Consider the following 23509-nt stretch of genomic DNA (forward strand, 5'->3'; position numbering starts at 1 on the left):
CAAGGGAGACAAATTGCAACAATTCTTTTCCCTTGTCCTCTTCCCCTACCCCATCTCCCTCATCCCCACTTACTTATCTTCCTGCATATTTCTGACAATTTTCGTCACCAGTTTTCTGGGTACAAATCTGACGCTTTTTGCTAGTAGTTTATTAATTAAACCGGGGATGACAATGGTTTTGCCTTTCATTAAGCCGTGATAACCGATTTCGGCTACTGTTTGGGCATCCATCATTCTCTTACTTTTGAGCATTTTAGAGTCTGCCATTCCCGTTCTTTGATGAAAGGCTGATTCTGTGGAACCTGGGCAAAGAACTGTCACAGTGACACCTGTGCCTTCTAATTCATTGGCGATCGCTTCTGAAAACGATAAGATATAAGCCTTAGTCGCAAAATAAACCGCCATCAAAGGGCCTGGTTGAAAAGCAGCAGCAGAGGCGACATTTAATATTTTGCCTTCACCTTGCTTAACCATATCCTTGATAAATAGCTTAGTTAAATGGGTGAGACACACCAAATTTACCTGTAGCATTTCCAATTCAGCAGTTAAATTTGTTTCGTGAAATAACCCATAAGTACCAAAGCCAGCATTATTTACCAATACATCAACCTGAATATTGGCTTGTTGTAACTCCGTGAATATCTCGTCTGGAGAAGTTGAGATAGATAAATCTTTGACAATAGCTTTGACAAAATTGCCAAATTTTAACTCAAATTTCTCAGCAACTTCTGTTAGCTTTAATTCATCTTTATCTACTAAGACAAGATTGTAATCATCAGCTGCAAAAAGACACGCTAATTGGTAGCCAATTCCACTTGCTGCCCCAGTAATAAGAGCCGTTTTTTTGCCCTGTGTTTGATGTGTTGTGTTCATGCAAGAATATTGGTAAATTCAACTGCTTTCCATTGACAGTGGTTCTTGTTCTACAATTAAGTATGCTTAATATCTCAAACTACGAAAAACGTCTTGAGCCAAAATAATCTGTAATTTGCTTTTGAATTAAGAATGAAGCGTTGATGTATAAGAGAAAATCTAGATACACCCCTATACACACATATTATGATGACTCACAAATATGGGTAAATTCAAAATTTGATAACCTACAATAACTATTGTAGACTGTTTTTTGTCAAGATGTTCATTTTAAAATTTATATTTGTAAACATAAATAAATAGAGCAATCATCTTGCTACTGATACTGTCCAGATCCTTAGCGATCGATTTACACTCTGTCGGTGCTAGCAGTGGGGCTTGATTTAACTGCATTTTTGCAATTGCTTACAGTGAACCTTTAACTTAATAGTTTCATTACCAAAATAAATAAAGCAATTCATGAAAATCATATATTTAATTTAGTTTTTGCATAATAAAATATGTATAAATTAACAAGTGACTGTACTTGATATAGGCAAGTCTTAACATTATGTTAATTCTTAAGAAATCAGTCAAATCCGGACTGAGAATGATTTTAATTTAGACGTGTATAAATTTATTTCCTTAAATACAATGATAGACCGTATCCTTCTTTTAGCTATTTTCATTTTCATCGGAATACCAATAACGATTTTAGGCATCTTCTATAACTTAAATTATTCAGGTTTCTGTTTTGCAAAGATGCGTTATCTAAGCGATGAAGAAAAGTTACGAATAGCTTTTGATTATAACAATAAAGAGGATAAATTACTTGTATCTTTAGGTGGAAAACTAGAATCTTATGAACATATCAAATATGCAAGTTTTGATGAATATATCAAAGAAAATCCAAACTGCTGTTCTATCAATCACGGCGAACTTTACAAGATTGCACAGCCTTCATTTGGTCTACTTCCAGAGTTTTCATTTTTCGATCGTATATCTGGACTTGGTTTTCGCGATTTGACAGTCATGAACTTTAAAGTACGTTATTTAGATGAAAAGGGTAATCAGAGAGTACAACAAGTACGTGTTAGAAATACTTTACGAAACTGTGGTCGTCCAAAATCTATTTGGTTTAAGCGAGATTCCTAATCACAATTTATAGAGGCTATGGCTATGTATTTAATACAATTATTTTAGATAAAAGTTCGATTTGGCTGAACTATTTTTTGACGGAATAACTATGTAAATAATCACATATTGAATAATGAACCGCACCTGTTTTTTAACTACTTTTCTTTTAATAGGATTACCATTAACTTATTTAAGCATATACTTTAGCTTAAATTATTCAGGATTCTGCTTTGCAAAGATGCGTTATCTCAGCGATTACGAAAAGCTTAAATCAGCTTTTGATTCTTTAAATAATGCAGAACAACTACGTATCAAACTTGCAGGTCAAATGCAATATATTCGATTTATAAAGTATAAAAATTTTGATGAATATATTAAAGAGAATCCTGATTGTTGTACGATTAGTCCTCCTGGCGGTGTTGAGGCGGCTATACCAGATTCTTTTTTAAATCCTCGTATACTTGGACTTGATTCTGGTGAAGGGATACGTATTAAGTTCAAAGTGCGCTATTTAGATGAAAATGACTTGCGAAGATCTCAAGAAATCACTGCTGGTATTGTTTTGCAAAACTGTGGTAAAGATGTAGTTTTCGATTAATAGTTATAGTGTTTACTAATCGGCTAAGGTACTAAGTACTCCGCTTTATAAATTGAGTAAACCTCTGCGTAACTCTGCGTTTGACTCTGCGTGCCTCTGCGTTTAAAAACAAAAATACAACTTAAAATTTTGGATTTTGAATATTCAATCCAAAATCCAAAATCTAAAATTGCCTGTCTTTCTAAGCGAGATTCAAGAATCCGCTTTGAATCAAATAAGCGGTATAAGTCATAAACAATTGAGAATCAATTGTTGGGCAAGCAATAGAACTTCCTGCTAATGCGTGAAGCGTATCTTGGCAACTAATATGTGGTCTTCTAGCTTGCAAGTACAAATCCGGAATAGTCAATTGTTCATCAGACCAACGTTCCAGTAAAAAGGGTCGCAGAGTATACAAAGGATTGTCTACAGAAGACACATTATTGATTAACTCTGATTGCCATTTTTCGTAGGGAATCATCTCAACTGAATAACCAAAAGAACGTATCCAGTCAACTAAAACTTTCAACGGCGCAGGTTGGGGATGTTGTAAATGGAAAGCCTTACCTATAGATTCCTTTTGGCGTGATAGATAGACGATGGCTTGACTCACATAGTCCACAGGAGACATATCCATCATATATTCTACATCGGGGAAACTTCCCATTTGTAGACAGCCCTTGGCCATCAAATTAATAAAGTCATGGGTGTTACAAATCCCTGTTTTGCTATCTCCAGAAATCAGAGGTGGACGATAGATAGTTACAGGAAGTCCTCTGTCACGGGCAATTTTAACTAATCTTTCAGCTACCCATTTTGTTTGGGAGTAGCCAAGATAAATACCTTCCCAATGACTGAATTCATCCTGTTCTTTGACAACCTTACCAGCATAAACAGGTGATTCAAAAACAGCAACACTGGAAACGTAATGTACCGGCTTGACTTTAATTTGACAAGCTAATCTTAAAACTTCTTGAGTTCCCAAAACGTTAGCAGCTTTCAATGCCGAATAGGGATAAACATAATTCAGCAAAGCACCGCTATGATAGATAGTATCAATTTTGGCAGCTAAGATTTGAAATTGTTCTAAACCAAGACCTAACAATGGCAAAGATAAATCGCCAACTACAGGAATAATTCGAGAATTATATTCTTCCTGCCAAATTGCATATTGCTGGAGATTATTTTGCAGTTTAGTCTTGCCTGCTTCAACACTATCAGCACGGACTAAACAATAGATATCTGCCTTAGTTTCCTGTAGTAATTCCCGGATAATAAAGGCTCCTAAAAAGCCTGTTCCTCCGGTTAAAAAGATGTTTTTCGGTTCGCCTATAGGTAAATTAGCAGCAGCACCAGGATTAATTGTAGGGTCAAGAACAGCCTCAGCACCTAAATCTAAAATCAAGGGGGTAGTATTGACGTTAGAAGATGCTGATTTTGTATCTTGAATCGCTGAATCTTCTTGTAGTTCTTCGGCTAGACGCTGGGAAAGGGAGGCAATATTTGGGTAATGCCATAACAGCAGTGGAGATGGTTGAAATCCGAGCAATTTTTCTAATTTACTTACTAGAATCATTGCTTGGGCGGAATCCAAGCCATAGTTTTCTAAATGTTCTTCGATGTCAATTTCAGCAGGTTCAACACCTAGCAATTCCGCTAAATTAGATACTAAAAAATGCTGAATATCTGCGGCGGTAAAAGACTGTTTTAAAGTCATTTTTAAATCTCCAATAATGTAGAACGTACTGGTTGATATTGACTGTAATAATTAGAGAGTTGCAGCCCTTGAATTTTCAAACTTTGGATGCGATATAAAAAGGCTGCGCCAGTCATAATTTGGTCAGCAACATCAACTACTCGGCGATTATTTGGGTCAGACAGGTAAGAACCTTTTACCCAGTCATTGAAGCTACCCATTGCTGGCCCGCACCAAATTTGATAATCGACTTCTCGACCTTTTTCACCAGAATTAGACCAGCGAGAAGATAATCCTAAATACCAGCGGAAAATCAACGCCATTTTTAGCTTAGGATTATTAACGGCTTTACCCAATTTTTCTGGATTTCTTTGGGATAAATAAGCTGCCGTTCCTTCCCAAACTTCAGCAATAGTTTTGCGGAAAACTTGTTTTTCTAATTTCTCTCTTTCTGCCAGAGGAATGTCTTCAATTGAGTCATAAGCACGATAGAGTTCAAATAATTTTTGCGCCCGCATGGGGAACATTGTACCCCGTTTGAGGACTTGCAATTTGACTCCCATTTCAAACATATCCGCGGCTGGTGCCATCATCATATCAGCCATTTCTGCTTGAGCAAGTAATTTTTTTGTATGCTCACAAGCTCCAGATTCAATGCATGATTGATTTATAGAACCAGTTACTATATAAGCAGCACCCATCATGAAACCGGCTAATGCTGATTCTGGGGTACCAATTCCACCTGCTACTCCCACTCGAATGGGTATTTGATAATGATATTGGGCTTGAATTTCGTCCCGTAAAGCAACAATAGAAGGTAGCAAACAAACCAAGGGACGGTTATCTGTATGACCGCCAGAATCAGCTTCGACGGTGATATCATCAGCCATCGGAACTTTAGCGGCCAGAGTTGCTTGTAAGTCTGTAATTAATCCTTGTTGGAGAAGTTCTTTGAGAATTCTGGGTGGCGCCGGTTGCATAAATTTTGTAGCAACTTCTCGGCGGGAAATTTTGGCAATGACTTTATTTCTGATTTCAATTTGATTGGCGTCATTTAATCCCAAACCTGCTACGCGATAGTAGACAATGTTGGGAGTTAAATCTAGAAATGCAGATGCTTCTACTGTTTTTACCTGATATTTGAGATATAAATCTACAGCACGGCGTTCAATTGCGGGTTCGCTGGGACTGTGAATTAAATTAAATGCGTAAGGGCCTTGGGGTAAGGCTTGTTGAATTTTTTTAATGGCTGCTTCTAAGCGGTCTGGACTTAAACCACCTGCGCCAAATGAACTTAAGATTTGGGCTTTTCCGAGTGCAATGACCATTTCTTCTGATGCAATTCCGCCAGCCATTGCACCGGTAGCGTAGGCATATTTGACATTATGAAAGGAGAGGAAGTTGGGATCTCCTAGTTGTTGAATTCTGACTGGTGGAAGAAATGTTAACAGGTCTACTTGTGCTGTTGTGCCATTTTCAGTGGGGGATAAATATCCCTCGTTGGTGACACCGATTTTTCCGGCAACTTTCACGATGTAGCAAGGTTTATCTAATACCATCAATTTGTTTTTGATGGTTTGTTGGTCGAAAGATATAGATTCTAGTGAACCTTTCCAAATTTGGTTTTGAGTGGGGAACCAGGGGGAGAAGTTCAGGCCGTTATCGTGTTTACTTAGTACCGTATCTACGGTTGTCACAGCAGTTGTCCCTCGAATTGTTAGCGTGAGAAAAGAAGAGGAAGGAATGTTATGTGCTGAAAGATTTATTTTTCAACGCAAAGGTACGCTGAGGTTAGCGCAAAGGTACGCTGAGGTTAATATGAGGAGGGGAAAGAAGGAGAATTTTGTTTTATCCTTGAAGTTTTCCCCTATTGAAAGATAGATTATTTGGATTCTTCTTCGAGTAAGTTTTGGGCGCAGGCTAATTGGAGTTGGATGATTTCACTCATTTGCTTGCTAAATTCTTGTCTGGCTTGTAGGAAGGCTGTGTGTGCTTTAGTTATCTTGGAGTTGTTAGCGTTGAGTTTTTGATACTGAGATTTATTTAAATCTGACATGTGGATGATTCTACGAAGTTTTCGAGTGGTGGTTGGAGGAGAAAAAGTAGGTTGAGTGGTTGTTTGTTCAATTGCGGTTGACTCAGAAGATTTTACTTCTTGTTTAAATTCAAAAACGTTATTAATGATATTTTTCGCTGCAACTTTTTCAGGGTGGAGAGGGGAGGGTGGAATGCGATCGGGATTAGTTGTTTGGGAGGAGATTTCGCTGGGAATTTCTAATGAGGAGTTGGGTAAAATTTGAGGCTGGATTTTGGGGCGATCGCCTTTACATTTCTCAACTAAATTCCCAAATATTTGGCGGTTATCTTCAGTCAAAATGCTATCAGTAATTGATTGTCCGCCTAAGGTTACAGTTCTCAGAGTTGCTTTACTTTGATTGGTAGTTTGGGCAACACTATATAGTGGCGATAAATCAACATCTACCTGGTGGCTAACTAGTTTTGCCAGTGCTTTGACAAAAGCAGTATGGTCATCCATACCTCTACGATTTAGAGATACTGTAATGTGTTCTTTACCTTGGAGAATCTTATCAATCCAGCGAGAACAGACATTACCTGCACCAGCTTCAATGAATATTTTGGCACCATCAGCGTAGAGGCGATTAACTAATCTGGGAAAGTCTAATTGTTGAGAAAGACCTGTAGCAATACTACGGGCAATTTCGCCACTCTCAAGTTTAATTGGTTGATATTCAGCAGCAGAATAAAATACAACGCCAGGAATATTTTGTGATGGTAAAGTGTTTAATTTCACCAATTCACCATATTCAGAACGCATTGTTTCGCTGTGAATCACATGATCGAAGGGAGCCGGGAAAGCATTACACCCCAAGGTTTTTATGACTCGCTGACAGGCTTCTGGTTCGCCAGCAATTAATACTTCTTCCGGTGTATTAATCTGAGTTAAGTAAACACGCTGTTCATTTTTTAGACATTCCCTTACTTGCTCTGGGCTAGCCATTAAAACATAGTTACCCCAAAGATTATTGTCTGAAGCCGAGGGAATTTTTGGTAGTCCCCAATACTCACGCACAGCATTTTTCGGCCCGGATAATCTATCGCCAAATAAAGCTGATGAGTTGAAGCTGCTACTACCTTCATAAAAATTGCTCCAAACTCCTTGGGCGACCATCATGCTTGTTTCACCCAAGCTATACCCAAAAATATATTTAGGTTTAACTTGAAAATCATCACGAATAATCGTGGTGAGTAATCTGGTGCAAAACATTTCGGCTTCAAACATTGCTAGAGAATCATCTAGCAATTTCTTTTCTAGTGTTTCTAGTTCCCTAGTAGTGAATTTTTTCAAACTTCTGGGAAAAACTAGCGGTTCAACATCAGCAGCGCGTTTGTAAATACTTTTAACCATTAAGTCGTTGAAGACTCTGGGAAATAAGCGAAATAGCGTGCGACCGATGCCAAGATAAGAATTAACTGCTGCCGGATAAATGTAAGCAATTTCACCTTTTTTACCCAGTGGTTTAGCGGTGAAATAACTACCAACAGGAGTTTGCCAATCTCCTCCACGTTCAAAGGCATTATTTACACCTTTACGTGCAGATTCGATTTCTTTGAGTAATTCTTTTTGGTTGCGTCCTGTAATTGATAGGACATATTTTGCAGCCGATTGTTTTTGAAAGTTCTCAAAATATTCGCTAGCAATTGCTTTGAGAGAAGCAGAATTTTCGATGATTTTTTGGAAATTATCCAAAGCTGCAAATAAACTTGAGCTATCATCAGCCGGGATGGGGAAAAGACAGAAAGGTTTTTCTTCTAAATATCGGCTGCTGCGTTCTTCTTGGCTACCTTCTTCTGATAAGATGACATGGGCAAAACTGCCGTCACAGCCAATACTATTTAGTGCCGAAACCCTCGATTTAGCGTTTTTCCCTAAAAACCAAGGTCTTGATTCTGTAGCCACATAGAAAGGACTGCCTTGCCATACTTGCGGCGTTTTCACACCAGACCAGTTGGGGGTAGCGGGTATGTACCTGTGATACAAACAAAGAGCGTTTTTAATCAGGCTGGCAATTCCCGAAGCCACGTAGGTGTGACCGATATTTGCTTTGACGCTACCAATTGCACAGTGCAACCCATCTCCTACTGGCGGATAAGCTTGCAGTAAACCTGTAATTTCGGCTGCATCTTCCTGGGGAATACCACTACCGCAAACTTCCAGGTAGTTTACCTCTGTGGGTTGGATACCTGCAATGTCGAAAGCTTGTTTGCAGACTTGGCTGATGGTTTCGCCGTCTACCACCGTGGAATTAGCTTGTCCGATGCTAACGGCATCAATAACTGCATAGATGCGTTCCGCATTTTCTAGGGCGGTGTCATGACGTTTGAGAACAACTGCACCCGCACCTTCGCCTACTGTCCAGCCGTCTGCGTTTTGGTCGTAACTCAAGGTATTGATACCCGTATTCACCTTAGCCATTTGGCTTCGCAGTAAGACGTTTTCGACACCGCCAGCCAAGTCAACGGCACCAACAACCACAGCGTCAACTTCTCCCGCAGCTAGTAGCATTTGTGCGACTTCTAAAGCTTTGAGGGCGGAATTTTCGCCAGCTGTCATTGTAAATGCTGGCCCGGTGAAGTTCCACAAAGCAGAAATGCGACTTGCCATGATGTTGGCGATGTGGCTGACATATTCGCCGATTTCTACTGGATGATGAAGGCTATCTTTGACGATGGTTTCGAGTTGAGTTTGCTGTTCGTTGGGTAAAGAGATTTCTTGACTCAGTAAGCCTTCTTTAACTTGCCAAGGCAAATTCCATCTTTGCTGTAGTTGATGTACAGATAATTCTGTTTCGGCGGCAATGATAACTGCGACGTTGCTACCTTCTGGGATTTTCGCATCTTTGAGGGCGCGATCGCTCACTTTCAGAAGTAGTAATTGCTGTGGATTTAATTTATCTACTTCATTCGGTGGAATTTTACACGCTAATGTATCGATTTCAAAATCTTGAATGTACGCCCCTACTGGTGCTTTACCTTCTGGTAAACCATACTCTTTGAGTAAATTTTCTTGGTTTTCTATACCCTGCCATCTTTGCGGCGGTAAAGAAACAAAATGCTGAGTGCCATCATAAATCGAACGTTCAAAAGCATCTAAACCATTGCATTTGCCGAAAAAGGCATCCATGCCGACAATGGCAAGTTTAGAAGAAGACGCGGAGATGGGGAGACGCGGGGACGCGGAGAGGGAAGAAGATGCGGAGATGGGGAGACGCGGGGACGCGGAGAAAGAAGTTTCTGTGTCCTCATCTTTTTGTGTCCCTGCATTCTCTTTCCCCGTGTCTCCGTGTCCCCGTGTCCCTGTGTCCTCTTCCACTTGTTCTAAAATCAGATGAGAATTAGTACCGCCAAAACCAAAAGCACTGATAGCAGCCCGTTTTATTGCAGTGTTATTATTAGGCCATGCTGTAGCGGTTTTAACAATTTTGTCGGGGGAAATTTTACTGTTTTCTGTAGCTATGGGTTCAGTTACATTGAGAGTCGGTGGAATGACACCGTTGGACATACTTAAGATTACTTTGGTCAAGCCAACCATACCAGCCGCAGTTAATAAATGACCGGTATTTGCTTTAGCAGAACCTATTAAAGGTGCGGCTTGATGTTGACCAAAGAATGTTTCGATAGAATTAAATTCTGTTGTATCTCCTAATAATGTGCCAGTAGCATGACACTCTAAATAATCGATGCTTTGAGGATTAATTTTTGCCTCATTATAAGCTCTCTCAAAAGCAAGGATTTGTCCTTTGGGATTGGGGCTGAGTAAATGCTTTCCTTTACCATCATTTGAGAGCCCATTGCCGCAGATGGTAGCAAGAATTTTATCGCCGTCTCTGACAGCATCGGAATACCTCTTGAGCATCACCACGCCAACACCATCGGCGGGAATTAGACCTCTGGATGATTTATCTAAGGGACGGCTAAGACCGTTTTCTGGAAATCCTTGAACGCCAGAAAATAACATCCGCACAAATAGAGAATCTGCACTGCTGATGGCTCCGGCTAACATGACATCGGCTTTGTGCGATCGCAAATAATGAGAAGCCAGTTTAATGGCATAAAATGATGAGGAACAAGCAGCATCAAGACATAAGTTAATGCGGGATAATGATAAGGCTTGAGCGATTATGGCTGCTGGTAAGCCGGAAATCATCGCATTATATAAAGATGCTTGATTGGCAATTGGTAGAGTGGGTAAATCTAAATCTGGAAGTTGTAAAAGTTCTTTGAGGGCAGGTGTGATGGTTTTTTGGTAGATGGGAGAAAATAATTGATTGGAAAGTTTTGTGGGGAATGAAAGGTTTCCCAAAATTACACCGCATTTGGAGAGAACACTTTGATTGCCCCAATAACCGCTTTGGAGAATTGCTTGTTTGGCGGCGTACAATGACCATTTGAAGGTGTTATCTAAACTGGCAAGTAATTCTGGTGGTAGATTGTAGCCGGATGGGTCAAATTCAAAGTTGCGGATGTATCCACCTTTCAGGGAATATGTTTTATCTGGTGTACCTTTGAGTGGATGGTGGAAGATTTCTGGATCTACTCCAAATTCTTGGATGGTTGCAGATGAGGTGGAGTCTTTTTTATTGATGATATTTTGCCAGAATTCTTCGGGGTTTTTGGCATCGGGGAATAGACATGACAATGCGATAATGGCGATTTTTTCCATTATTTTTATCCTCAAGGTTTGGGTATTAGGGATGAGCAAAAGGCAGGATTTACGTTGTTCCCCAAACTTGAAAGATGTTTTATGCCGTTTCTTTGTGAAGCTGTGCCAAATTCTAGCTTTTTTAAACGCAAAGGTTCGCGGAGGTTAGCGCAAAGGTTCGCTGAGGTTTTCTCATGATAATTAGGCGCATTTTCATAGAGAGGAGGAGAGGAGAGTTAGCTTCTGAGTAGTTTCATTGACCAGATGATGGCTCTGGCTCCGAGGAGGCGTGAGTAGATTTGGCCTTGGTGGTTGTGGATGATGATGTCGGCGGTGGCGCTACTGGGGGTTTTGGATTTGACTTCGCAGGAGACGTAGAAGGGTTCGTTTTGTGGTGTGGCTGCAAATTGTTCGTATTTTGCGACTTGTCCGGGTAAGCAACCTTCTTGGTGGAAGTGTTGTGTCCAAACCCAGAGTGCGTGCATACTTAGGTCAGTTGTATATGGGTTGACCCATTGGACTGGAAATTGTCCTTGTTGTTTCTGTGAAATTCCTTCCCACAGGCATTGTGTAGTGATTTTTTCTGGGGTGATATTTAAAACTTTTTGGATTTCTTGAAAAGCTTTGCCATGAAATAATGTAGCTTCTCCATTTTGATAAAAAGATTTACCAGTGAGAGTGATGATATTATCCTGTTCTAAATTAACTGCATCGTAAATTGGGACTGTGGGTATTTCTAGTAATAGTTGGATTTGGGCGCTGAAATGATAAAATGTTTTGCCAGCAGGATTTTTACTTGAAATTTTGGTGTTGAATGTAATCTGTTGACCGTTAGTTTTAGAAACTTCTTCAACGTCTACAATATATTCATTTGCTAGAGTTTCGTTGAAAGTAATTCCTTTCAAAATTTTGAAATCTTGAGCAGCAAAAAATCTGTATCCTGGATAAAGTTGTTCGCAATAATCTATCATCCATGAGAGAGCGCACGTAGCGGGTAATACTGGAGAACCAGCTATTACATGATCCAATAAAAATGGATTTTCTTCTAATGTCATGCGCCGGCGCAAACGATAGCTGTGGAGTTCGGAATCTAACTCTCTAGCTAAGGGTACTAAAGGGCTGCCAATGACGACTTGTGTATTATCTTGATAGGCGGGATGCAATTCGTTAACTAACATTTTTGTCCCAGCTTCTACGGGAATCACTTCAACTCCTCGTTCGGCAAAAGCTTTTTTGAGTTCTGGTGATACCATCCCACTGTCCCAAGCTCCCCAGTTAATTGCTACTACGTGGCATGAGGGATATTGTTGTTTGAAAATATGCGCTGATTTATTGAGGATTTCATTGGCGATCGCATAATCCGATTGACCAATGTTTCCGTAAAATCCTGTTACTGAAGAAAACAAAACTAAATGCTGAAGTTGATTAGGATTAATACAACCCAATAGGTTTTCTAATCCCTTAACTTTGGCGGTATAAACTTTTTCAAAATCCTCTTCTGTTTTCTTTTCAATTAATTTATCGGCTAAATTTCCAGCACCATGTATAATGCCTGTAATTGACCCCAAACGTTGTACAGCATTAGCCAGTTTGTCCTGTAAAGCCTCTGTATCTGTAACATCAACGCTAATATATTCGGCTTTAGCTCCTGCTTTTTCAATTGCTGCGAGGGTCTTTTTAATTTCGCGGCTGGAGGTAATTTTGTTATATATTTTTTGCACATTCATGGGTGTGGGTTTCTCTCCTTGGGCAAGAAGATTTTCCATGATGCGTTTTTTCAATGCTGATTCTTCACAACCTTGAGCAAAATCTGGCTCAGTTTCTAATAATTCAGAGCGACCGAGAAGAATAAATTTACAGGGTTGTTGCTGGGCTAATTTGATAGTACACTCAGCCGTAATCCCTTTTGCACCGCCGCTAACGACAAAAACAGATGATGGACTAAGCTGGGCTGTTTTGCTCATAAATCCTCGTAAAAAAATGTATAAATTTGTTTTTTCCTCCTCTGTGTCCTCTGCGTCTCTGTGGTTCGTAAAAAAAACCGCAGAGGCGCAGAGAGCGCAGAGAGAAGAGATGGAGTGATTAGCCGCCTACTTTTGGATTGGCAATTAAAGTGACTCGTCCTTGCGAACCATACCCAACTTCACCGATATAAAGATTGGGGTCGTGAAGTTCGGCAATAATGTGGTTTACTGACTGTTGAGCGTCAATTCTGGGACTTAAATCGATCGCTCGTGTAAACACTTTTGGCCATTCCCATCTCAGGGTTTTAGTTAACCCAAATAAACCAGCGGCGATCGCTCCGAAGTTGACTTTATAATCTAAACCGAAGCCACCATCGAGACGAGCGACTGTGCAAAAACAACTACGTCCATGTTGTGCCGCTTCGGTGAGAGCAGGTTTGAGGTGTTTCGCCATCAAGAATACGTGCTTGACGATCGCCTTTTCTTGTTCGATGTAGGGAATTGTTCCGGTGTTATTTGATACAAAAACAGGATGTAGATGGATGAAAGCCCCAACCTTACCGCAGTGAGTAGCGATCGCTTCTAGTTGTTGTTGGAGATGTTCTTCGCTCAAGTTTGCCAAGGTGACGCGGGTTACTCCTGCGGGTAAGGGCGATTGTTGGGGAATCAAGGATTGGGGGAAGCCGATAACTACTACTTTCGAGCCTTCGGCAATTAAGGATTCAGTTAATTTGGCAGTAGTGAGGGAACCATCATCGGTAATTAAAGTGATGTATCCCTCTGGTAACGTGAAATCCAAGCGATCGGGTTTTGGTAGCGTTCTGAGTTTGACAGGATAGCGCTGGATACTAGACTCTAATTCCGGTGGCTGCTGGACAAACTCAGACTCATACTTTTTTTTTTCACCTCCAGCTAGCTGCTGTAGGTAATCAACTATTTGACCGATGGTGCGGAGTTCTCCCAAATCCTCTATATTCGGTTTGGGTAAGTCGGGGTACATTTCTTGCATCGCCCCTAAGATTTCTACCCGTTTGATGGAGTCAATCCCCAAGTCGGCTTCCATGTCCATTTCTAGTTCCAGCATTTCCACCGGATAGCCGGTTTTATCGCTGGTGATGGCTAGTAAGGTTTGGGCTAAATCTGGAAATTCATTAGTTGCGGCTGCGGGTTCTGCTTCTGGTTGTGGAGTGAATGCAACAACCACGCTGACTTCAGGTGTAACTTCTGCTGGAGTTTCTACTACTTGTTGTACTTCCGGCGCTAGAGTTTCTACTGGTTGTTGTACTTCGTGAATTACAACTTCTACAGAAACGCTTTTAGCAGCAAAGGATTGCAGATATTCTACCACTTGACCGATGGTGCGTTTTTCTGCTAGTTCTTCTAAGTTGGGCTTGGGTAGGTTAGGATACATTTCCTGCAACGCTCCCAAGATTTCCACCCGTTTGATGGAATCAATTCCCAAGTCTGCTTCCATGTCCATATCCATTTCCAGCATTTCTACCGGGTAGCCCGTTTTGTCGCTGGTGATGGCTAGGAGGTTTTTATCCAAGTCAACAATATCAATGGTTGCATTGGGGACTGGGGGTTCGGGACTGGGGATTGGTGACTGGGGACTGGGGACTGGGGATTGGGGACTGGTGATTGGGGATTGGGTAGAGACGCGATGAATCGCGTCTGCGGGAAGTACAGGGGTTTCGATTACAGGCTGTACTATTTGGGGAAGTACTGGAGTTTCAACTACAGGCTGTACTAATTGGGGGATTACCGGGGTTTCGACTACAGGTACTACCTTGGGAGCAGGGAGGGGTGCTTGGGTATGTGTTGAGCCGTTGCCGTTTTTCGCTACTGGCTCAGTTACAGGTGAGGGTAAAGCTTCTACTATCTTGGTAGTGGAGGGTACTGGTGCCTCTTCGGTGACGGTTGTTTGTGTGGTGAAGGGGATGAAATGATGTCCTGCACCGTTGCTGAGTTTCTCTGTGAGTTCAGCGGCTCCATCTTCTGAGATGATTTGAGAATACTCTTGCTGTATGAGTTGGAAAAAGTTTTTTGTATATTCCAGTTGTTCTTGGAGATATTGCTCGTGAATGCGTAGGGTTTCACCTTGTTGGGAGTGAAACTGCATCATGCTGCGTTCCAAGCTTTCCATGACAACTTGTTTGAGCTTGGTGGTTTCGGCTGTAGATTTACTTTCACTCAAGAGCGCATTTTGTTGCTGCATCAGTTGGAAGAACGCTTTGGCGTATTCCATTTGATGGTTGAGATAAGCTCCGTGAGCTTGTAAATTCTCAGATTGATTTTGCTGGAACTGTGTCAGGAGGTATTCTAAACTTTCTAAAAGTTGTTGGTAATTTGTAAGTTTTTCGGGTGTTGGTTGCATCTTAGATTCCTGGGCTGGTTGACTTAAAAGGGTCACAGGACTCATTTGCTGCTCTGGTTGGGTAGCTATATGAGAAGTCACACCGTTCATTGATGGGGTAGCGATAGGGGGTGTTTTTTTATGTCCGTTAGTCTCTGTTACTGGCAGAGTTCGAGCCACATCTAGGCTGGTAAATAAAGGAGCCGCAGTTTCAGAGGGGATAGGCTGATTTGGTTTCGCTGAATTTTCAGATGAAACCGCAGGTAATGTAACTTTATGACCGTTTTGCAAAGCTTGGGCGAAGGCGTTTTTGGTTTTTTCGGATCTGTAGTTGATGCCGTTTAGACGTACATTTATAGCCTTCTTCTGTTCGATCGCAGGTATAGTTTGGGGAACTTGGTAGGGGTCGAGGTTGCTCAAAGCCATACCGATTACCCGCAACTGCACAACTGCTTCCCGTAAGGAACGATCGCTATTTTTCTGAGTACTAGGGTTCAAAGATACGGTAAGATGCGGGCGATCGCCAAGAATTTCTTTTACTAAGTTGGTCAAAATTCTCCGCGGCCCGAATTCCACGAAGCAAGTACCGCCTGCTGCATAGATGCTTTCAATTTCCTGCTTGAACAGCACGGAGTTGGAAAGGTGCGTTTCGAGGATTTTTTGAATCGCTTGCGGTTCTTTGGGATACTGTTTGCCGGTGACGTTGCTGTAAACGGGGATTTTGGGATTCTCGAATTTGACAGACTTAGTAGCGATCGCAAAGGATTTCTGAGCAAAGGCAATCAATGGTGTGTGGAATGCTGCCGAGACGGGCAACAATACAGCCGTATATCCTTTGTCTTGTAAAGCCTGACGGACTTTAGCGATTTCTGCGGTGGGGCCGGCTAAGACATATTGATTTGGCGAATTTTGATTGGCGATCGCAACTTGGGGAAAATGTTTCAGTACTGCTTCAATTTTGCTGATGTCTTCTTTGACAGCCAGCATACTACCTGCATCGTGGTCTGGGTCTTCCGGCGCCGCCATTGCTTGACCCCTAGCTTTCACCAAGAATAGGTAATCTTCGGTAGTCAAAACTCCCGCAGCCCACAATGCTGTGATTTCTCCGAAGCTGTGACCGGCAACAAAATCTGACCTGAATCCAGCTTGTTGCAGTATGGTGTACATCCCTGCACTCAAAACCCCAATGGCTGGTTGAGCGTATTCTGTGCGTTGTAGGGCAGCAATTTGGGCATTTTTCTCTGCCTCTTCAAACACAGGATGGGGAAAAACAATTTCCGATAGCGGCTGCAAGTTATCTTTGAGCAACAGGCTATCCATATAGCCATGTAGACGCTGCATCATCGGGAAATTCATCACCAATTCCCGTCCCATTTCCAAGTATTGGGAACCTTGACCTGAGAATAAGGCGACAACTTTTCCACCCAATTCCATACCAGAGGCGCGGTAATAAATCCCTTGGGGATGTTCCCAAGATGCTGCTGACCCTTTGTTTTTCAGCCAGTCAATGCTAACTTGCAGTAATTTGCAAGTTTCTTCGAGGTTCTGTGCCACAAATCCAAATCTGGCAGCAGAAACAGGAATTTCTAAGGATTTGCACTCATTGACTAATTTTGCGTAATGTGTTTTGGCTTCTGGCGAACGCAATTTAGCTAACAAATCTTCCGATTTAGCCAGCAATTGAGACGGAGTAGCAGCAAACACCAGCACTTCATTAGCCCCACTGTGCAAGCGGTAGGCGTGATTTTGGTCGGCTTGATATTCTTCTAAAACCACGTGATAGTTGGTGCCGCCAAAGCCGAAGGAACTTACACCCGCACGTCTTGGCGCTTCGCCTTCAGCACGAATCCAAGGTCTAGTTTCGGTATTCAAATAAAAGGCGGAATTTTTAATATTAAGTTTGGGGTTCGGCTCGGTAATATTAATCGTTGGCGGTAATACTTTATGATGTAGCGCCAAAGCCGTTTTAATCAAACTCGCCGCACCCGCAGCCGCTTTGGTGTGTCCGATTTGGGATTTGACGCTACCCAAGGCGATATGCTGCTTTTTCGAGTCATGTTGAGCAAAGAAATCACTCAAAGAACCGAATTCTGTGGGGTCTCCAGCCATTGTGCCGGTACCGTGTGCTTCCATCAAGCCAACGGTGGCGGGAGAAAACCCTGCATCTTCATAAGCACGTTCTAAGGCTTTGACTTGTCCTTCCTTGCGGGGAGCATAAATACTCTTGTAGCGTCCATCGCTGGAGGTACCAATACCTTTAATGACTGCATAGATTTTATCGCCGTCCCGTTCTGCATCTTCCAGACGTTTGAGGACAATCATGCAGATACCTTCACCCAGCATCATCCCGTCGGATTTAGCATCGAAGGGTTTGACATTTTCACCGGGAGAAACGGCTGGTGTTTTGCTGAAAGATATATAAGCCATGATGGTGTTGTCCGTGTCAACGCCACCAGTCAGCATCATGTCAGAACGATATTCGACTAGTTCGCTAATTGCCATTTTTAAAGCACCGAAGGAACTAGCACAAGCGGCGTCAACTACACAGTTCATCCCGCCAAAGTTGAGACGATTCGCAATTCTACCCGCAACTACGTTAGCCAACATTCCAGGGAAGGCGTTTTCGTCCCATTTCACGTAGGCGCTTTTGATTTTTTCGACGATTTTTTGTGTATCTTCGTCAGATAAACCGCTACTTTTCAGGGCTTTTTCCCAAATGGGATATTCCAACCTGGCAGAAAGCGGCATTCCTAACTGCTTGGCCATGGCTACGCCTAAAATTACCCCAACCATTTCGCGGTTGAATTCGCGTTGGTCGCCATAGCCGGCATCTTCCATCGCTTCTTTTGCAACCACTAAACTTAATAGTTGCGATACATCTGTAACCTCTAAAATGCTTGGTGGAATGCCGAATTCCATCGGGTTAAAATCTACCTCTGGAATAAAGCCGCCTCTTTTACAATAAGTTTTATCTTCAGGCGTTCTGGGATTTGGATCGTAATAATCTTCGACGCTCCAATGGGTAGATGGAACATCAGTAATACAATCAATTTTATTTACTATATTTTGCCAATATTCCCGTAAATTTCTGGCTTGAGGTAATAGAGAAGCCATGCCCACAATGGCGATAGGATTGTGTTGTAATTGTCTGTTAAGTTTGTCGATCGACACTGATTTTCCTGAACTCATCTTTTTTTCCTCTATAGACCTAATTACAGCCTGTTCGCAATTGTTAATCAGGCTCTCTAACTCTGCTAAGGCAGTATCAATTGAATGAGCAGACATAGGGCATAGTGAGTACTGTGGATTGTGTAGATACAGTAATTTCTGTTGCCTACTAATTAATCAAAATCTTTGTTGTCAGCAATTAGCTCTCTTATAGTTTGGATAATTACTTATTCTTAAAATCTCTCCGCGTCCCTGCGTCTTTGCGTCAGTCTTAATAATAAGTCTTCAACCAAACATAATGTTATCTGCGCTAATTGCTGTTCTCCCAATCAACACCACACGACATACTGCCCTAATAAAGCCTTAGGTTTACAGGCAATTTTGGCACACAGCGTAGGCGTAGCCCGTCGTAGACATCGTGTAAAAATGTTATGCAACGCTTGATTCTTGAAATTGTAGCGACCAACAAATTTTGGATTTGAGATTTTGGATTTGAGATTTGCTATTTGAGATTTCTTCTACCAAAAACAAGTCAGCCATAAACCCAAAAAATAATCCAAAATCAAAATTTAAAATCTCAGCGATGTATTCCACCGAACAGTAGAAACTCAACAGTAGCTAAAAGAACAGAAACGCTTTTTTCGTTCGTCAGCAATAGTTTGATTTTCAAGCCTAACCGCAACAATGTAGCTGGTATTAAAAAAGAACTCAGAATTCAGCAAGGGACTTCCAGGTGAAAAAATATTCCATAGAAGACTGTTCGCTGCTGACTGTTGACGGTTCACAGTCAACGCATCAACTGGAATAATTTATTTTTTGGACTTCCCCAATGCTATGGATTCAGACCCTCGCGGACTCGCTCTCAGGGAAGCCATACCGCAGGCTTTACCCTACGCCATCCGCCAGTTGCACTCCAATTGAATTGGAGAATTCTGACTTCTGAATTCTTTCTTGTTAATGACAGCGTTCTGTGTCTTGATAAATGTCATAGCCAGTTTCAACGTCCAGGATAATACATGTTATGGGATTCGACCTAGAAAAGTTGACAAGTTCGTTACAAAAAACATCACCTTCAATCTCAATTTATGCAATGTGAAAAACTAATTAAAGGTTAGTAAGGTGATGACCAAGCAGTTTGATTTAGTTATTTTTACCTTCAAAATCTTAATTAAATAACTAATTTACCTCACAGCTTTTAAGCATTGAATTAATAAAAACAATAACATGCTTTATAGAAACTAAATGATTACTTTAAACTTTTTTTATAAAAAATCAGATGATTGTTGATATTTATTGTGCGTAAAAATAATCATTTTGGTATATTTTTCTACTCAAAAAATGTATAGGATGTAAAAATATCTCAGATTTCTATGTAAATTAGTTTGAAACATCACATTATGAAATTTCTAGCGATTAAGTAATAATTACATAGGCACATGAATCGATGGCAGAGCTATAAGTATTTTTTTCAAGAAAAGAGCATAATTCAACTAAGATTTTTGATGATTTTATAATATAAACATAAACAAAAAGCAAAATAGTTATCTATAAAGCAATTGTTAATTTTGAATATGTTGCATAGTAAACTTCTTGCAGAAGTAGGGAAAAGGGGGTGCATGTTTGGTATTTTCCCTTTCCCCAATAAAGATGCATCCCTTTGACCACAAGAGTGCAAGAGGTCTAGTAAACATAAGCTGTAATTGTATTGGTTTTGCATATTTTTTGGTCTTGCTTGTTAACTGTTAAGTGTCAACGGTGAACAGTATTCTATGGAATATTTTTTTAGTTGGAAGTCCTTAATGTCTTACGTTACACAACATTATCAACAAAACTTTGTTATTATTTTGATGGCGTCACCATGATTTCAGAATGTTGAAAAACGTGAATAGAAGAATTTTGATAGTTGATACCCGTGATAATTACAGCTAAATCTGGAAAAATATTTCGATGATGAAATCAGGATTTATCCCCAATCAAACGGTTGACAAATGAAAAATTTGTCGTCATACTCAAGAACAAGGTTATTCAATTTTTTGAATTGATTTATCAGCGCTTCATTATTGTTGATAGTTAAGTTTTCTGGCTGGCTCTATTGTATTTTCCGCTACTGGATTCGAGGACAAGTAACGATATAACTAAAGAAGCTTTCAAGTAACACTACCATAAGGATTCAGAATTCATAATTCTCCAATTCAGAATTTAGCAGTCAGAATTCAAAATTTAGAAGGAGCTTACTATGGTTGGTATGTCTATCAATCAAATGTTTTTCCTGATTCTTTAAATTTTTTGGTTCTCGAACTTGTGATGCTTGCGGTGAACTGCAACAATGGCGGAAACTGCTGCTAAAAGTTTTCTCTGAATTCTGACTTGTGTTAGCGTAGCTCATTCTGAATTTTGACTTCTGAATTATCAATCCAAAATCCAAAATCCAAAATCTAAAATCCAAAATTTTATCAGCTATCCCCTAGTAAGAATTGGAAGAAAATATGGCAGTCAATAAAGAAAGCCGATTATTCACAAAACCCGTTGTGCGATCGCGACTAATTTTAGCAGCTTCTATTACCTTAGCGGCTGGATTAGTTACTTTATATAGCTGGGCAACATTTTGGCCGAAAACCAAAGTTGAAACACCAGTAGCTAACCCTCCAAAAGCTACCACGCCGACAAAAGTTGCTGTTACAGCCTTGGGACGTTTGCAGCCAGATGGGGAAGTGATTTCTTTAAATGCTCCCAATGCTAATAATGGCGTGCGAGTTGAAAAACTGTTAGTCAAAGAAGGAGAAGCAGTTAGGACTGGGCAAGTATTGGCGTATCTAGAAACTTATGGTCGTGCAAAAACAGCATTGCAGCAAGCAAAAGACCAACTGCAAGTTAGCAAAGCTAAATTAGCGCAGGTGAAATCTGGGGCGAAAACCGGAGATATTGACGCTCAAAAAGCAGCGATCGCGCGTTTAGAGTCACAATATAAAGGAGATATTGCTACCCAAGAGGCTACAATTGCCCGCGTCCAGGCTGAGGTAGATAACGCTCAAGCCGAGAATAATCGCTATCAGCAATTATATAAACAAGGTGCGATCGCAGCTTCCGTAGCAGACAGCAAAGCTTTACAACTCAAAACTACACAACAGCAACTCACAGAAGCGCAAGCCACCAAACAACGCACCCAAGACACATACCAAGAACAACTTAAGCAAGCACAAGCCCAACTCAAAAGTATTAGCGAAGTACGTAGCGTAGATGTGCAAGTCGCACAAACTGAAGTCAACAGTGCAACAACTTCCGTTCAACAAGCAAAAGCAGACTTGGATTTAAGTTATATAAAATCTCCCATCAACGGCAAAATTTTGAAAATTCATGCCAAAACCGGAGAAGTAATTAGCACCAGCACTGGATTTGCTGAGATAGGTAAAACATCGCAAATGAATGTCATTGCAGAGGTATATCAAACCGACGTTCAAAAAGTGCGTGTCGGACAAAAAGCCAACATCACCAGCACTGCATTTCCTGGAACATTAAAAGGAACCGTCAAAGAAATTGGCTGGTTAGTTGACAAACAAAGCATTTTCAGCCTCAACCCAGGCTCAGACACAGACCGCAGAATAGTTGAAGTCAAAATCTCCATCGATAACCCCGCAGACAGCGAACGAGTCGCACGCTTAACCAACTTACAAGTAGATGTCGCCATTCAGATTTAGTTTAGGGCATGGGGAGATGAGGGAGACAAGGGAGACAAGGAAGACAAGGCGAATAACTCTTAATTCCTAACTCCTAACTCCTAACTCCTAACTCTTAATTCCTAACTCTTAATGACCAATGACTAATAACTAATTTATGAATTTTAAAATTCCTTTAGCATGGCTACAGCTAGCCCAGCAAAAAGTTCGTTTAATAGTAGCTGTAGCCGGGATTGCTTTTATTGTGCTGCTAATGTTTGTGCAACTTGGTTTTCAAGATGCTCTTTATTCTAGTGCAACGGCAGTACATCAAAATCTCAAAGGAGATTTATTTTTAGTGAGTTCGCAATATAAATCTTTGACCTCAAATCAAAGCTTTTCCCGGACTCGTTTGTATCAAGCTTTAGGGTTTAATGGCGTAGAGTCTGTTAGCCCTATGTATTTGCAATTTGCCAAATTAAAAAATCCGGTAACTGGGGAAAAATATTCAATATATGTTATTGGTTTTGACCCAGGTAAACCAGTGATGAACATTCCAGAAATTGAGCAAAATTTAGATAAGCTCAAAATTCCTGATGTTATGCTTTTTGACAGAATGTCTCGCACGGAATTTGGCCCCATAGCTGAACAATTTGATGCGGGAGATACAGAACAGACAATTGAAATATTTCCCTTTAATTCATTAATTGGTTATAAAGTCAGGATTGGTGGCTTATTCAGTTTAGGGCCTTCCTTCGGGGTAGATGGTAATTTGGTTGTCAGTGACTCAACTTTCCTAAGGATAAATCCCAACACCCGTCCAGCAGATATGATTGATGTCGGTTTGATAACCCTCAAACCTGGTAGTGATGCACAAACAGTGCTAAAAGATTTGCAAGCAAGTTTGCCAAATGATGTGCAGGTTTTTACACGCCAAGGCTTTATTGATTTTGAGAAGAAATATTGGTCTGTGAGAACGCCCATTGGTTTCATACTTAACCTAATGTTGACAATGGCTTCTGTTGTGGGTGTAGTAATTGTCTATCAAATTCTTTATAGTAATATTGCTACACAGTTCGTTGCTTATGCCACATTAAAAGCCATAGGTTATGCCAATAGATATCTGTTGAATGTGGTATTTCAACAAGCTTTAATTCTAGCAATTTTAGGTTATATTCCAGGCTTTATTACTTCTGTATTGTTATACGATTTTGCAATGGAGGCAACTAAATTGCCAATCATTATGACTGCTAACAATGCAATATTGGTCTTAACATCAACAGTTTTAATATGCATCACTTCCGGAGGACTAGCCATCAATAAACTCCGTTCCGCAGACCCAGGAGATATTTTCTAAGGAAACTTCTAAATAAAGAAATATCTAA

The 23509-nt window shown here is 40.7% G+C and carries 10 protein-coding genes; 4 read left to right on the forward strand and 6 right to left on the reverse strand.

Features of this window, described 5'->3' with window-relative positions; all coding sequences use genetic code 11:
- Positions 1–69: 69 nt before the first annotated feature.
- A complete protein-coding gene (locus tag VF06_RS33370; protein WP_099070481.1) occupies positions 70–873 on the reverse strand; it encodes an SDR family NAD(P)-dependent oxidoreductase in 804 nt (267 codons plus the stop codon).
- Positions 874–1506: 633 nt separating this feature from the next.
- Here VF06_RS33370 and VF06_RS33375 point away from each other — a divergent pair.
- Both VF06_RS33375 and VF06_RS33380 read left to right on the forward strand, forming a co-directional pair.
- Complete coding sequence (locus VF06_RS33375) at positions 1507–2007, forward strand: hypothetical protein (protein ID WP_143861823.1); 501 nt, start codon at positions 1507–1509, stop codon at positions 2005–2007.
- A 115-nt stretch (positions 2008–2122) separates the two neighbouring features.
- Positions 2123–2587, forward strand: a complete 465-nt coding sequence (locus VF06_RS33380; RefSeq protein WP_099070483.1) for a hypothetical protein — start codon at positions 2123–2125, stop codon at positions 2585–2587.
- A 181-nt stretch (positions 2588–2768) separates the two neighbouring features.
- On the opposite strand, the gene VF06_RS33385 is transcribed toward VF06_RS33380, so the two are convergent.
- From VF06_RS33385 to VF06_RS33405, 5 genes are all read right to left on the reverse strand, one after another.
- Complete coding sequence (locus tag VF06_RS33385) at positions 2769–4283, reverse strand: thioester reductase domain-containing protein (RefSeq protein WP_099070484.1); 1515 nt, start codon at positions 4281–4283, stop codon at positions 2769–2771.
- Positions 4284–4285: 2 nt separating this feature from the next.
- Positions 4286–5959, reverse strand: coding sequence for a PfaD family polyunsaturated fatty acid/polyketide biosynthesis protein (locus tag VF06_RS33390; protein WP_099070485.1), 1674 nt, complete (start codon positions 5957–5959; stop codon positions 4286–4288).
- 185 nt (positions 5960–6144) lie between these two features.
- Entirely contained in the window at positions 6145–11004 is a 4860-nt protein-coding gene (locus tag VF06_RS33395) for a PfaB family protein (protein ID WP_099070486.1), read from the reverse strand.
- Between the two features lie 215 nt (positions 11005–11219).
- Positions 11220–12947: an SDR family NAD(P)-dependent oxidoreductase gene (locus VF06_RS33400; protein ID WP_099070487.1), complete on the reverse strand. Its 1728-nt coding sequence runs from the start codon at positions 12945–12947 to the stop codon at positions 11220–11222.
- 118 nt (positions 12948–13065) lie between these two features.
- Positions 13066–18588: a type I polyketide synthase gene (locus tag VF06_RS33405; RefSeq protein ID WP_099070488.1), complete on the reverse strand. Its 5523-nt coding sequence runs from the start codon at positions 18586–18588 to the stop codon at positions 13066–13068.
- 2369 nt (positions 18589–20957) lie between these two features.
- Between VF06_RS33405 and VF06_RS33410 the strand changes: the two genes are divergently transcribed.
- On the forward strand, positions 20958–22166 hold the full coding sequence (locus VF06_RS33410; RefSeq protein ID WP_099070489.1) for an ABC exporter membrane fusion protein: 1209 nt from the start codon (positions 20958–20960) through the stop codon (positions 22164–22166).
- A 136-nt stretch (positions 22167–22302) separates the two neighbouring features.
- The gene (gene devC, locus VF06_RS33415) at positions 22303–23481 is read left to right on the forward strand and encodes an ABC transporter permease DevC (RefSeq protein WP_099070490.1); all 1179 of its coding nucleotides are present in this window, start codon (positions 22303–22305) and stop codon (positions 23479–23481) included.
- Positions 23482–23509: the final 28 nt, after the last annotated feature.

It is taken from the genome of Nostoc linckia z4 (assembly GCF_002608075.1).
Taxonomy (GTDB): domain Bacteria; phylum Cyanobacteriota; class Cyanobacteriia; order Cyanobacteriales; family Nostocaceae; genus Nostoc; species Nostoc linckia.